This window comes from Flavobacterium psychrotrophum (assembly GCF_003403075.1).
GTDB classification, from domain to species: Bacteria; Bacteroidota; Bacteroidia; order Flavobacteriales; family Flavobacteriaceae; genus Flavobacterium; species Flavobacterium psychrotrophum.
Map to the genome: position 1 here is coordinate 2,100,668 of NZ_CP031557.1, position 13,864 is coordinate 2,114,531.

15 protein-coding genes are annotated in these 13,864 nt (G+C 45.8%); 2 read left to right on the forward strand and 13 right to left on the reverse strand.

Features of this window, described 5'->3' with window-relative positions; all coding sequences use genetic code 11:
• Nucleotides 1-311 precede the first annotated feature (311 nt).
• Nucleotides 312-494 carry a hypothetical protein gene (locus tag DYH63_RS09180; protein ID WP_116788524.1) on the forward strand — a complete coding sequence of 61 codons (183 nt, stop codon included), beginning with the start codon at nucleotides 312-314 and terminating at the stop codon, nucleotides 492-494.
• Nucleotides 495-921: 427 nt separating this feature from the next.
• Here the strand turns inward: DYH63_RS09180 and DYH63_RS09185 are convergent, their stop codons facing one another.
• The 10 genes from DYH63_RS09185 to DYH63_RS09235 form a co-directional block, all read right to left on the reverse strand.
• Nucleotides 922-1,410: a carbohydrate kinase family protein gene (locus DYH63_RS09185; protein ID WP_116788525.1), complete on the reverse strand. Its 489-nt coding sequence runs from the start codon at nucleotides 1,408-1,410 to the stop codon at nucleotides 922-924.
• Between the two features lie 882 nt (nucleotides 1,411-2,292).
• Nucleotides 2,293-3,186, reverse strand: coding sequence for a conjugative transposon protein TraN (traN, locus tag DYH63_RS09195; protein ID WP_116788527.1), 894 nt, complete (start codon nucleotides 3,184-3,186; stop codon nucleotides 2,293-2,295).
• 23 nt (nucleotides 3,187-3,209) lie between these two features.
• Nucleotides 3,210-4,520, reverse strand: a complete 1,311-nt coding sequence (gene traM / locus DYH63_RS09200; protein ID WP_240409087.1) for a conjugative transposon protein TraM — start codon at nucleotides 4,518-4,520, stop codon at nucleotides 3,210-3,212.
• Nucleotides 4,521-4,533: 13 nt separating this feature from the next.
• Nucleotides 4,534-4,773, reverse strand: coding sequence for a nitrogen regulatory IIA protein (locus tag DYH63_RS09205; protein ID WP_162926975.1), 240 nt, complete (start codon nucleotides 4,771-4,773; stop codon nucleotides 4,534-4,536).
• 6 nt (nucleotides 4,774-4,779) lie between these two features.
• Nucleotides 4,780-5,406, reverse strand: coding sequence for a conjugative transposon protein TraK (gene traK / locus DYH63_RS09210; protein WP_116788530.1), 627 nt, complete (start codon nucleotides 5,404-5,406; stop codon nucleotides 4,780-4,782).
• Between the two features lie 11 nt (nucleotides 5,407-5,417).
• Nucleotides 5,418-6,416: a conjugative transposon protein TraJ gene (traJ, locus tag DYH63_RS09215; protein WP_116790787.1), complete on the reverse strand. Its 999-nt coding sequence runs from the start codon at nucleotides 6,414-6,416 to the stop codon at nucleotides 5,418-5,420.
• A gap of 18 nt (nucleotides 6,417-6,434) precedes the next feature.
• Nucleotides 6,435-7,064 carry a DUF4141 domain-containing protein gene (locus DYH63_RS09220; RefSeq protein WP_116788531.1) on the reverse strand — a complete coding sequence of 210 codons (630 nt, stop codon included), beginning with the start codon at nucleotides 7,062-7,064 and terminating at the stop codon, nucleotides 6,435-6,437.
• A gap of 24 nt (nucleotides 7,065-7,088) precedes the next feature.
• Entirely contained in the window at nucleotides 7,089-9,581 is a 2,493-nt protein-coding gene (locus DYH63_RS09225; protein WP_116788532.1) for a TraG family conjugative transposon ATPase, read from the reverse strand.
• On the reverse strand, nucleotides 9,578-9,910 hold the full coding sequence (locus tag DYH63_RS09230) for a DUF4133 domain-containing protein (protein ID WP_116788533.1): 333 nt from the start codon (nucleotides 9,908-9,910) through the stop codon (nucleotides 9,578-9,580). Before DYH63_RS09230 ends, DYH63_RS09225 begins: the two co-directional genes overlap by 4 nt.
• Before the next feature lie 11 nt (nucleotides 9,911-9,921).
• Nucleotides 9,922-10,227: a DUF4134 domain-containing protein gene (locus tag DYH63_RS09235; protein WP_116788534.1), complete on the reverse strand. Its 306-nt coding sequence runs from the start codon at nucleotides 10,225-10,227 to the stop codon at nucleotides 9,922-9,924.
• A 263-nt stretch (nucleotides 10,228-10,490) separates the two neighbouring features.
• Between DYH63_RS09235 and DYH63_RS09240 the strand changes: the two genes are divergently transcribed.
• Nucleotides 10,491-11,510, forward strand: a complete 1,020-nt coding sequence (locus DYH63_RS09240; protein WP_116788535.1) for a PDDEXK nuclease domain-containing protein — start codon at nucleotides 10,491-10,493, stop codon at nucleotides 11,508-11,510.
• 62 nt (nucleotides 11,511-11,572) lie between these two features.
• On the opposite strand, the gene DYH63_RS09245 is transcribed toward DYH63_RS09240, so the two are convergent.
• Genes DYH63_RS09245 through DYH63_RS09255 form a run of 3 tightly spaced genes read right to left on the reverse strand, consistent with a single transcriptional unit; the run spans nucleotide 11,573 to nucleotide 13,388 of the window.
• A complete protein-coding gene (locus tag DYH63_RS09245; protein ID WP_116788536.1) occupies nucleotides 11,573-12,202 on the reverse strand; it encodes a hypothetical protein in 630 nt (209 codons plus the stop codon).
• A 2-nt stretch (nucleotides 12,203-12,204) separates the two neighbouring features.
• Nucleotides 12,205-12,615: a DUF3408 domain-containing protein gene (locus DYH63_RS09250; protein ID WP_116790788.1), complete on the reverse strand. Its 411-nt coding sequence runs from the start codon at nucleotides 12,613-12,615 to the stop codon at nucleotides 12,205-12,207.
• Nucleotides 12,616-12,620: 5 nt separating this feature from the next.
• Nucleotides 12,621-13,388, reverse strand: coding sequence for a ParA family protein (locus DYH63_RS09255; RefSeq protein WP_116788537.1), 768 nt, complete (start codon nucleotides 13,386-13,388; stop codon nucleotides 12,621-12,623).
• Between the last annotated feature and the right edge of the window lie 476 nt (nucleotides 13,389-13,864).

Below are 13,864 nucleotides of genomic sequence, written 5' to 3' on the forward strand. Positions count from 1 at the left end.
ATAATCTTCACCGTGACGGTTATTATACAATTTGAAAATATTTCTACTATAAATGAATATATTATTCATTTTATATTTTATGATAAAATTAACTATAATTACGATCAAAGCCAACAATCATCGATGAAGTGTATATGTTAGATTATAAACGTCTTAAGGACGTAAGAGAGGATTTTAACAATATCATGAGATTTAATATGGATGCCAAAAAACTTGAAAAGTAACATTACAAAAAAAACAGCCTACTCCCTCTCATTATCGAAATTACTTAATAATTAGGATAGAAAGGTTTACCTTTATAAAAAATCGTTATGAAATATAATCACATCTATACAAGGTTCTTCATTACTGTGTTGCTGACTGTCTTTATTGCAAGTTGCAGCATACATACATCATCTACAGGCTCAGGCAAAGTACCTCCGGGACAGGCAAAAAAAGCGTCTGGAAGTAAGAGTGCTAAACCTTTTGCTCCCGGCCAAAAGAAAAAAAGCTAAAGTCAGTTCGTGACATTTTCACTAATTTATTTGACAGTTTACCAATGTATAAAGATACAAAGCCCAAGGGCAATCAGAAATGCGGGAATGAAATTTGGCACGACTGAAAATTGACTAACACAGGCTTAATGTAGGACAATTGCACCACCTAAAAGGCATAATTTTATTTATCACTTTTGCATTTATAGTTATTTAGACATATATTCTTAGAAATTTTATTAAACTACCAGTTCTTTAAGGAACTTCCGGTTTATGGGGTATATCCTATATACACCATGTTATCATCTAGGATACAGAAGCGAGGTAGACAGACTGTTTGATCTGCTAAATAAAAAAGGGGCAGCTACCCACTGCTGCCCTTTTAAGAAGTAAAAACCTCTTTTTTCCAAACTCCAAAAAGATTGGAACTACTAACTAACCCAAATTATTATATTACTGTAAGCATTAAAGCTTGTATATCGTCTTCCATCAATGCAGGATTTGCACCTGCCGAGGCTGCAACCAGCGCTCCAACAGCACAGGCATAATCTATTGCATGTTGCGGATCCTGCCCTGTAAGCAGCCCCATAATAAGGGTGGCAAGGAAGGATTCGCCCGCACCCACTGTATCTATTACCTTTACAGGATAGTCGTTATTGCTGTACAGGTTGCCTTCCCACATGAGTACGGCACCATGTTTGCCTTTGGTAACGCACATAGAGCGCGTTTTCGTCTGATTAGCAATAAACTCCTTATTATCTTCCACTAATGTGTATGTAGAACCCATGCCTACAGCTATCTCAAGTAATTCTTCATCATTAAATTTAATGAAACTTGCCGATTTTATTAGGCTCTCTACAATTTCGTGAGTATAATGCGGCGGTCGCAGGTGGGCATCAAATACTTTGTAAATAGTGTTTTTAAGAAGTTCCTCCAGTGAATGCTTTGAATCTTCATCGCGGCACCGCTACTATAGATCACTACAGTTTACTTTGCTCAACAATTACTCGTTCATGGCAAAAGTGACACTCAAATTACTTATTCGATGAATTCATGTCGATTGTGAGGGATTTATCGAACACTAAATACCATCACAATCAAAATAACCAACTTTAAGTTAAAAATATATCATTTTAAACAACAAAATCATTGATTCCTCAATGATTTTTAATTGGTGGAGTGAATGGGAATCGAACACGAATAAGCGCTAATTATATAGATAATCTATTTTAATGTTTTCGGCTAATCCCAAATTTGTAACAATAATACATGCGCATTAGTTAGATTTAAAGTAAAAATCAAATTATTTACTGAAATAATTTTCAAGTTGCTCAAACGCTATAAAAGCAGTAAGTTCGTTCTGACACTGTATCTTAAATCCCCTGAAACACATAAATTCTGATAGGGGGATTTCTGCCAATTGCGCCACGGTGTAAATTTCTGCTCTTGTAAAGAAATTCAGCATCCTTTTGCTGAAGGGAAATTCGCTTTCTGAGAGTTGCATTTGAAGTTTTGAACCTGTTGCTACCATATCTCTAATTGTTAAGATTACAATTGCGTCAGTGTAGCTTTATGTGATAGCCTAAAAAAAATAGGCGCAGACCACTACACTTACCGACACTGAGGCACTGGTATACCCGACTTCGAATAAGCGAGCGCCCACGCCGTAGCATGAGCGTCTCCACTTAGTCTCGAAGTCTTTAAAAATTACCAGTTTTCAGTGACGAGACTTAAAGCAAAAACACTTTAAGATTTTCTATATTTTACACAACGATAGCGAGGTTTACCGTATAATCCAATCGCTTACTTTTGTACTCCTTTAAAATTTGACATGGAGCCTGCTAATTGGCTGCGCCTTTATCAAGTCAGAGTTTTTCAGCTTGAGTACCTGCCCGCGTCCACCATCTTTTTCAACTACTTCAATATGCAGTACCTGTCCGTCAGTCAGCGTAAACACATCCAACAAAAAGATATTTTTTTCGGTCGTATTTCCCATAACCGGTTGCAATGGTTTATACGTGCGTAACGGTGTAAGGGTACGCTCCTGTACCACCGTGCGCTTAGCTACCTTCCGGTCAATTACCTTGATGCTAATGAAATCAACGTTAAAAGGGACAAATGTTTCATTTTCGATCTGGATATGGAAATAGTATTTGCTATCGTGGACATAGATACCTTTTAGGCGCAACGTGATACCATAGCTCTCAGATTTAATTTTCCGGATCGTCTTTCTGTCTTTTTCATACAGCTGTTCCATGAGTAATCCCGCAACTGAAGCCGGTGTTTTGCCCAACGCTTCAAAACGGACATCGGTAGCTTTCGAGCGGTCAGCCAGCTTTTGACCCTTGATAAGGTTGTAACTCATTATCTGGGGCGCATCGCTATAGCAGGCATTAAACCCGTAAAAATTGCCATCCTCTGTAATTACTGAGAAATTGGTTTCGGGCTCAAAGCCTTTTGCAGCAGCCTTTACCCGTAGCACATTGTCAGCATCATCTGCCTTGCCTGCTATTATGTAATCACTCCCCAGATCGACATAACGGATACCGGCAGGAAAAATAATATGGGAGGTTTTGTCGTAGGTAACCTCTATAAAGTAAGGTGGAACTTCACCCAGGGGTAACACTTCAGGTTGCTTTACCTGTGCCTGTAGCAATAATGGTATAGTGAATATTATAGCCAGCAGGCTATTTTTTATATGCTGTAGTTTCATAATGTAATTCTTTAAAATTATTTCTATTTAGATACCAGGAACAGCTGGTAACCCTGTTTCAGGGTTGCTTTTTGCGCCGTTACCTTTTTTGAAAAATAGCCCGACACGCCCTGGATCAGCCCCCTTGTCATATCCGAGGTAAGCTGCTGCCCGGCAGAACGGTTCAACGTAAAGCTGCTGCCACCGGTGTTGCCCATATTGGCCAGCGTGCCGTTTACAGCCGTGACTTCAGCCGAATACGGCAGGTTTAGTCCTTTCTGGCCGTCCAGGTCGTACACCGTAAGATTTACGGGTACGATACTCCCGTCAATTTCTATGGATACTACCTGCATTTGCAGCCGGTTACCTTGAAATTTTGTAGCAGCGGTCAGTATATAGCCACTGGGTAACACCGCTTTCCCTATACGCACATCCTGCAAAAGGCGCAATTGAACGCTGCCTTCACCAACTAACTTATGGGTTTGGTGGATACAGGCACGGATGGCGTTGGGCGGCAGTGAAACGCCCTGAGCGTAGCCCGCCGTGGTAAAACCGTGGTACTCTCCGCTGGCAAGACGTGCCAGTAACAATGAGTCCGGAACCTTACGGTAGAGCTGTGATACCACTGTTTTTTTGTCGGTAACAACAGCTACAAAATCCTGGTCTGCACTTTCCTTCTTTAATCGTCCGGCTGCAAGGGTATCTACAGGTTGTGGGACACCCGGAAAGTACTTCGCAGCCATCTGGTAGGATTTCTCCATCAGTGCCAGGCGATCGTCCGGCTTTGGGCCTTGTGAAGCCTGCTTTTCTCTAAGCTGGTTCTTCAGCCGTTCATTTTCCGCTTGTAAGGCTTCCTGTACCCGGTCTTTCTGGTAGAAGCTGCCCAAGGAGTGCTGCATCGTTTTGTAGCTGCTCAGCGCGGGGTCGGCATCCTTATGAGGCTTTTTTTCCTGCGCGTTTTCCGAAAGGCCGGCCGCAGTCTCTTTATCCTGACCGGTGCTATCCGACTGCCAGTAATCGGACAGGGTCATCAGCGCTTCGCGCTTTTTCCGTTCCTTGTCCTCCAGCATTTCCTGTTCATAGGCTTTCCCCTTATCGGTAGGCAGCCCTTCACCGGATGCCTGTGGCACGGCAGCGTTGATGCCGATATCGATGGCTTCTTTCGCCTTGTTTCCACCATCCCCACCAAAGATTAAGTAAAGGCAACCCAAAAATACCAGCCCCATTACACTAAAGATTAGGGGCTTTTTTAACCGTTCCTTGTTGGTACCGGATCCGTTTTCGGGTGTATTTGCCACAGGTGTACCCTCGGTAACCTGCACGGCTGCTTTCTTTTTCTCATTCTCTTTCATCATTTGCTGTTTTAGGTTAATTTATGTTTTTACTCGCTTTAACATTAGCAACCGGGTTGCTAATGTGTTTGATTTCCATCGTTTTTTGCCCAGCGTAAAGTTGATACACGACCTGTACAATTATCATCAGGGTAATCAACAGATATCCGGCAAAGCTGTACAGTATAATACGGCGTGATTCCCTTGCCGGCAGTTGTTTCCAACGCCTGTCAATGGTGTCCATCCAGGAACTCAGTGAGGTGGTATACGCTTTCATAATTGTTTATTTACGGTCGATTACCTCAACGTCCCGGTTCTCCAGTACCCTGAACTGTTCGATATTGAACCCCTGCGGGTTGTCATCGGAGCGTACTGAATTGACCAACAGGCATGATGTAACCAGGCTCCTGCGTGTCACGTTACTGGCGCGGATGATATACTCCTGGGCGTAGGTGCGTACTGCATAGGGATACTTTTCAAAATTGCATTGCACGCTGTCCACCTCAAGGCGCTGCTGCACATTAGCCGATATAATACGGTTGTAGTACCCTTTTTCAGAAAGGTCTTTGTAGTAATCAAAGGCACTTTTATCAGCCAGGCTAAATGCCCGCTTCATATTGCTTTCTATGGCCGCCTTATCGGGTGCCAGGGTAAAGAAGAGTTCGTGGAAACGCCGTACATGCTCACGGGCCTCTACCGGGCGGTTGATGGACGCGTCCTGAGATAAGGCCAGCATTAACGATTTTCCCTGGTCCAGCACATAGACCTTTTCCCGCTGTACTTTGGCAAAACGGTAGGATTCCCATACAGCGTAGCCAGTGATACTGAGGCATACCACGGCAAAAATGATGGCATACAGCCGTATCTGCCGGAAACTATTCTCGATATTCCTTAAGGTTTTAAATTCCATAATTAAAGGTTTTAGTTTTTATTCATGAGCCTGCCGCCGATATTGCCTGTAGCCGCACCTGCTGAGGCACCGGCAACATTCCCTACTTTCTGGGTAGCCTGGTTGACATTCCGGGTATAATTTCCTGCGCCGCCTGCCTGTATGATCCAGCCGGTAACCGTCGGTATGGTAAAATAGCCGATGATCCCGATGATCATAAAGATGATGTACACCGCGTTAGAGGTATCCGGGATGAAGGTCGGGTCCGACAGGTTCTCAATATCTTTTTCCAGTATCAGCGATTGTATCTTGGCGAGCATCGAACTGAAAAGGTCGGAAACCGGCAGCCACAAATACACGCTGATATACCTTGTAAACCACTGGTTAAGGGTAGACTGGAAACCATCCCAGACCGAAATGGCAAAAGCAATCGGCCCGAGTATGGACAGCACGATCAGGAAAAAGGTGCGGATGGTATCAATGACCAGTGCCGCCGCCTGGAAAAGGATCTCCAAAAGCTCCCGGAAGGCATTGCGTATATCCTGCTTCAGCTGGTACATGCCCCGTTCCAGGTACATGCCCGACATCGTGGCCAAATCCGAGGGCGACCAGCCCAGTTCTTCCAGTTCCTTGTCAAATGCCTCGTCAGAAACCAGGTAGGCAGTCTCGGGGTTGCGCAACATGGCCTCGCGTTCCAGCTGGTCTTTCTGTGCCTGCAGCTCATTAAGGTCTAAAACCTGCCCCTCCAAAATACCGTGGGTACCGGTAACGATTGGGCTGAGTACGGCATTGACCGTCCCCAATACCATTGTAGGGAAAAACATGATACACAGCCCAAGGGCAAACGGCCGGAGCAGCGGGAACAGGTCGATGGGTTCGGCACGGCTGAGCGCCTGCCAGACTTTCAGGGCAACGTAAAATAACGCGCCCAGCCCGGCAAGCCCTTTGGCAACAGCCGCCATCTCTGCCGAGAGCGGCAGCATCTCATCATAGAGGTTGCGCAGCATCTCGTGCAGGTTGTTGAATTCAATATCCAAAAGCATGGCTATTTACCAGTATTTTTGGTTCGCCGGGCCGTAAAGCTCCAGTACGCGCTGGGTATCGTTTTGTTTCCTCGCCCTGACAAAACTTACCGAAATATTCTTTTTGGTATAGTAGCGTACCAGGTTATAGTAATGCAGTACTTCCGCATGTACGCGCTCAATGATGTCCATACGTTCCTTATCGCTGAGCGACAGGCTCGAAGCCGTGATGATCTGGCTCAGGTCGCCCAACAGCCCGGTGGTCTCATTCAGCAGCTTGGAGTAACCAAAGGCAATGGCGCTCAGTTCCTGCGGGCTAAAGTTTGGGTCGTTCATCATCAGGCCAAACCCGGTTACATACAGGTCGGAGATATCCCCGACCAACAGCACCGTTTGCTGTACACGTCGTGCGTCCTGTACCAGGTTATTGACCGATTTCAGGGCATCGTAATATTCCTTGCCCTGCTCGAAGACTTTCTTGACCTCTTTAAAACTATCGAGGGTATTGCTGGCCGTCGCGGATGTTTCAATGATCTGGTTGGCGGTATTGATAATGCCCTGCGCGTAACTACCCGGGTCACTCACGACCCATTGCGCCCTTGCCGGTGTAGCAGCCAGTAGTAGTACTGCCAGCACCGTGTAAATGATTCTTTTCATGGTTTTAATTTTAATTGTTATTATTTATTCCTCGCGGCGCCTTGCCGCGATACGCCGGATGGCGAGTTCTACATTGCCCCCAAGCTGGCTGGCCAGCTCCATGACTTCCATTTTCTCACTTTCTTCCGTAGTGTAGGCCAGGTACTCCTCCAGGCTGACCTCTGTAGCATAGACTGCCGACTGGATGCCGCCAAGGCCGATCCACACTTCTTTGTACAATCGGGATGGGTCATTGTTCATGTTGATGGAAAGTACCTGTGCTTTTTCCTTGTCCGTTAGCCCCAGCATCGCCTGGATATCATCAAATTTGTTCATGTACTTGCGCTGGTCCAAAAGGATCTTGCAATCCGAATTATTGATGATGCTTTCCTTCACAATGGGCGACTGGATGATATCATCTACCTCCTGGGTCACCACGATGGCCTCACCAAAGAATTTCCTGACGGTCTTGAACAGGTATTTGATGTAATCCGCCATGCCTTCCTTGGCAATCGCTTTCCAGGCTTCCTCAATAAGGATCAGCTTGCGCTGCCCTTTGAGCCTGCGCATCTTGTTGATGAACACTTCCATGATGATGATGGTCACGATCGGAAAGAGGATTTTATGGTCTTTAATCGCATCGATCTCAAAAACGATAAACCGCTTGTTGAGCAAATCCAGTCGTTTGTCGGAATTGAGCAGGTAGTCGTATTCGCCACCCTTGTAATAGGGCTCCAGTACATTCAGGAAGTTCGCAAGGTCAAAGTCTTTCTCCCTGACCTTTTTATCTTCCAGTACCTTGCGGTAATCTCCCTGCACATAGTCGTAAAACCCATTGAATGATGGCAGCACCCCTCCCCTAACCTGCTCAATATACCCGCTTACCGCATTGGAGAGCGCCACCTCCTCCGCCCGGGTCGGCGGCTCGTCATCCCGTTTCCACAGCGTCAGCACCAGCGTCTTGACGCTTTCCCTTTTCTCAATATCAAAGACACCATCGTCCGTGTAGAAAGGATTAAAAGCGATGGGATTACTTTCGGTATACGTAAAATACACGCCGTCTTCGCCTTTGGTCTTCCCGTGGATGAGTTCACACAATCCCTGGTAGCTGTTACCGGTATCCACAAGCAATACATGCGCGCCCTGTTCATAGTACTGGCGTACCATATGGTTGGTAAAGAACGACTTCCCGCTGCCTGAAGGGCCTAAGATGAATTTGTTACGGTTCGTGATGACCCCGCGTTTCATCGGCAGGTCAGAGATATCCAGATGAATGGGATTGCCCGTCAGGCGGTCGGCCATCTTTAGGCCAAAGGGCGATGGCGAATCCCTGTAGTTGGTTTCCTGGCTGAAGAAGCACAATGCCGGTTCGATGAAGGTGTAGAAGCTCTCCTCACTGGGGAAGTCACCGCCATTACCGGGGATTCCCGCCCAGTACAGGGTGGCCACATCCGTCGTATTATGTCTGGGCTTGCATTCCATTAAGGCCAGTGCACTTCCCGTATCGTTCTTCAGCTGCTTAAGTTCTGCCGGGTCGTCCGACCAGGCAACCACATTGAAATGCGCGCGGATGGAAGACTGCCCAAACGAGTGCGCTTCGTTCAAATACCGCTCAATCCATTCCTTATTGATCTGGTTGCTGCGGCTGTAACGTGCCAGCGAATGCATGTTCTTTGCTGACTTCTCAAATTTCCGGAGGTTGTCATCGCTGTTGTCCAGGAACAGGTACTGGTTGTAGATGTGGTTGCAGCTGAGCAGCAATCCCACCGGTGCGGCAAAAGAGAGCCTGCATTCGCTGCGGTCGGTAGAGAGTTTTTCATAGCGGGTGTCGGCGGACACGGTTGCCGGTAGGTCATCGGTATCAGATAGTGTATGCAGGCACAGCCTTTTGTTCCCGATACGTACTTCTTCGCTACCAAGCGCGATATCCTGCAGTGGCTCATCATCGTTTGTCGACAAGGTCAGGTATTGTTCTAACAGCCCCTGCTTTTCATCCGTACCTACAATGTCCTCTTCGGTGAGGCGTACCATTTTGAGCAACCCGGAATCGTTCACAATACGCTCAAACTGGGCAACGGCTTCCATAAACTGGTGCACCGCTTCCTTGTCCCTCGATTCTTTCGGGATAAGCTTGCCACGGCAAAGCGACGAGAAGTTGCTCTGCATGCGCATGCGCTCCTTCGTCGTCTTGGTCAGGAAGAGGTAGCAGTAATGGTTCAGGAACGGGCGTTCGTTAAAATGCTGCTTGTAGGACTTGCCTAAAAAGCTCAGGCCTTCTTCGGTCAGGACGGGCGCATAGGTTTCTTTGATGAACCAGTCCTGTTTATGCACCACCGTATAATCCGGCAGCGTTTTAACCGCTTTGTGCCAGGCCGCATGGATGGCTTCATACTCTGCCGAGCCAACGGTAAACAGTTCCGGCAGGCCGACCGCAAAACAGGCGGTAATGTCGGCATCCTTGCTGAGGATGCAATTCTCTTCAACCGCCAGCAGTGGGAACTTTTTCTCTAAGGTGGTTGCTTTGGCTGTATTTCTCATGGCGTCTCCTTTTTAAGGTTCGACCTTACAAAGCGCCCAATACGCCTGCGGGAAAGTATGTACTTAGGATGGCGTTTACGCGCCGCAACCTTCATAAGCCCGTGCTCCCCGTACTTTTTGTTCATGGCAAAGGTTTGCCAGATAAGGAGCGATGCACCGCCACCGCCGATACCGATACACACATACGACCCCATCCCTGCGATGTACAATACCATGACCAAAACCAGCACACCCAGTAAGCCGCCGGCGAAAATGAACAGGTACTGGGCTTTAAGCCCCTTGAATTCGACCGTCCTGCCAATGCCCTTGTTGATGTTATAGCTATTCATAACATTCTGGATTACAAGAAGAAGGACCTTAGGATGGTCGCAGCCACGATAAGGAAGATACAGGCACCGAACCAACTGGCCGCCGTCTTACTGGTATCAGGGTCGCCGCTGCTGAACTTGTTGTACACCTTTACACCGCCAATCAGCCCGACAACAGCCCCTATGGCGTAAATAAGCTGTGTGGCGGGATCGAAATACGAGGTCACCATCTGTGTGGCTTCCGTGATCCCCGCCGAACCGTCTCCCTGGGCAAAAGCCCCCGATACTGCCAGCAGCAAGGCTGCCGTAAACAGTACTTTTTTGCTTTGTTTTTTCATAACATTTACCGAATTAAAGATTTTTAATTACCTGATAATAGCAGGATTACGGCAAATATGTAGATCAAAATGGCTCAATTAAGAAGAGGGCGTTTATTGGTATACCTTGTCTGCTAATGGTAGTGGGATTAGAGGAGGCTATGGATATTTCATCTGCATTTATGATTACTTTTGCATTGACATTACATGGGGAAACCATAAATTTGAATGGTCATTAACCCTAATGGCACCGCGAAGACCGGTAATCAATAAACTATCATGAAATGGACATATACAGGCAACCCGACTATATCTCAGAAATAAAACTAATACTCTCCCAGGCGCGTAAAAAGGCATATACAGCTATCAATGCAGCTATGGTGGAAGCGTATTGGCAGATAGGGAAACGTATCGTTGAAGAAGAACAAAACGGTACAGATCGTGCAGGTTACGGAGATGAAATCCTTAAAGTATTATCAGAAGCACTTATCCATGAATTTGGCAAAGGCTTCTCCCACACAAGCCTTAAAAATTTCAAGAAATTTTACCTTACTTTCAGGGAAGAACAAAAAGGGCAGACACTGTCTGCCCAATTGAGCTGGTCGCATTATGAGCGGCTGATGCGCGTGCCTGATACTGAGGCAAGGGCCTGGTACATTTCGGAAGCAGTTACACAGAACTGGTCTGTACGTGTCCTCGATAGAAACATATCTACCTTATACTATCAAAGGCTGCTATCGTCACAGAAAAAAGAGCTCACAAAAGATTCCGAAGTACCGGAAACCCACATGACCGATGAATTTATAAAAAATCCGGCGGTACTGGAATTTTTAAAGCTGCCGGCCAATAAATCCTATACCGAACAGGAATTTGAGCAGGCACTGATTGACAACCTGCAACAGTTCTTACTGGAACTTGGCAAAGGTTTCTCGTTTGTAGCACGTCAAAAGCATATACGTACCGAAACGGCTGATTTTTATATTGACCTTGTCTTTTATAACTATATCCTGAAATGCTTCGTTATAGTAGAGCTTAAAACCAATAAAATCACCCATCAGGATATCGGGCAGCTGGACATGTACGTGCGCATGTACGACGACCTGGAGCGCACTGAAGGTGATAACCCGACAGTTGGTATCTTGCTATGTACCGAAACCGATAGCACCATAGCACGGTATTCAGTGCTGCATGAGAATAAACAATTGTTCGCTAACAAATACTTGGCGTACCTGCCTACAGAAGCAGAGCTGGCAGCAGAAATAGAGCGTGAAAAACTGGTTATTAAGCAGCAGTTGGGGCTGTAAATCATCAAAAGTAAATAGTACTCCGATCAACTTTATAATTTGTACTAATATGATATGGGGTATTAAACATAATCCCTTATTTCAAAATTTTCCTGGCCGCCATCCCGCAAAGTGGAAGTACCATCATCCGGCTGCTTAGCAATACCTCGGTCCAACAGCAAAGCTATCCTTTTTGAGGCATCGCCGATTTTACTTTCGAGCAATCCCAAAAGTTCGGTTCCGTCAATTTTTGAAACTAGGGTTATAGCCGTTTTTTCTTCTGTGGGATGAAGCGACTGGCGCGCCAGCATCTCTTGTGCGATAGCAAGTTCATCAAAGGTAATCCCGGTAGCAAAATCTTCGTTTTTTTCGAAAGCCGCATACTCCTGCATTTCCTGCTCCTCTTCCTTCAAGTCCGGTTTCGTGTTAACGGCATCGGGCCCTTCTTGCAGCATTTCAGAAATTTTGGATGTTCCCTCATTTATTTTATCAAAGTTATCGGTTGCGCTGATACCACTTTCTCTTTTGCCTTGAATATTAGTAGTGGTAGAAGAATAGCTTGGAGTACTTTTTGGCCTCCCGATAATATCCGGCAATCCTGCCAACGGGTCTTCATTTTGCCGCACGTTATTTTTGTCCTTTTTTCCTTGCGCTATTACATACAGTAATAAGGCAACTGCCAGTACCAACAGGCCTATAATAATTGTTCCCATAGCTATAATATTGGTTTATATTTGTCATCAAAACTTTTTTTAATCTGGTCGCCAAACTCCCTGAAATGGTATTCCAGCACATTCTCCAAATAGGAATACAGGCTTACTTTGTCTTCGCCAATAACCTGCACAATGCGTGTAAGCCGCTCATGGAAATCCTGGCGGATATAGACTGATTTTCCATTGCGGGCATTACCCTCCGTAATTCGTAAAAACAAAGTTTCGTAGTCCTCACTACTGTTTTTTCGCTGCTTTTTCTCTTTGTTTACAGAAGGCTCTTTCATGGGGTCTTGCTCACTGGCGGCAGCTTTCGGCTCAAACCCCTCTCTACGCACACCGCCTGCCATCATGGACATCAGGTATTGTTCATCAATTTCGCCGCTGTTGCTGTTCTTTTTATCATCCTTTTCCATATCCGTCATAATTTGAGCATTTGTAAAAACTCGTTGATAAAGGCATCAAGGTTACAGCCCTGCATCAGCCGTTCATCGGGTGGCAATAAAGTAGACCGAAATACTGCTTTTGCATCGGGCTCACTTTCTTTCCGGAATCGTACACTGCTTGCAATAGCCGATTCCATTAGTTCAAGCCCAAGCGAACGGATAAGTTCCCCATAGGACGCATACAAAGGGTTACGCTCCCTGCCATCCACCTGATTCCAAAACAGGTAAACATCCTTAATAGTTACACTCTGCTGTTTCATCAGTACATCGGTAATCAACTGGGTAAAAACCAGGGTACTTTCCATAACCACCCGGTCAGCGATTATGGGTGTAAACACATAGTGCATTCCCGCCAATGCCTTTATAATACCCGCTGAGTTTACCGTACCGGGCAGGTCAAAAAACAAGAGGTCTACAGGAACTTCTGAAGTGGCGATAAATTCCCGGGCAGCCTCAAGCACAGTATCCGCTTTTTGCTGCAGGACGGGATAGGCTTTTTTATTCAGGGTTGTGAACTGCCGGTGCGCCATCTTCTTAAACGCTTCATTTTCCATTACGGTTTTCATATCCCTTGCCCGTATTTGTACAAGGCTGTACTGCGGGAAGTCGCAGTCGAATACCGCAACATTGTAACCCAGGCGATAGTGCATCGCACTGGCTACTAAACTTGTAAAAGTGCTTTTGCCAACGCCGCCCTTTTGGGAAGCAAAGGCTACAAATAATGTGTTGTGCTGTGTTTCCATATTGATGTACTTAATTGTGTATGTGTATTTGTAATGCCGTGCCATGCTATGTATACCGTTATAATTGTACGGTGATACGTAAACCCGTTTATACTTGCGCAACTATGTATTGAGCAGCATACAACAGTATGCCGGTACGGACGTATGACTGTACTGCTGTTGGTACTTCGTGATCTATATCGGTACTTATTTACCCATGTTTGTATACACTTCCTGCGGTACGTTTATACCGCTTTACCTGCATTCGGGAGTACCGGTGTAGCTACGTACTGACGTATATACATAGCAACGTACTTACAGATGCAGGTACAATAGTACGCTGCTACTTCGCCAATTTCCCATATTGGAAGGTATTGACACTATATGTCTTTTTATGTCACTGATTTCGTTGTCAACGATTTAAAAAACAAAACTTTACTTTGTAAACTACAAAGTGTAATGGCAAATTTTGGATAAACGGCAGGGAGCCGTTTTCA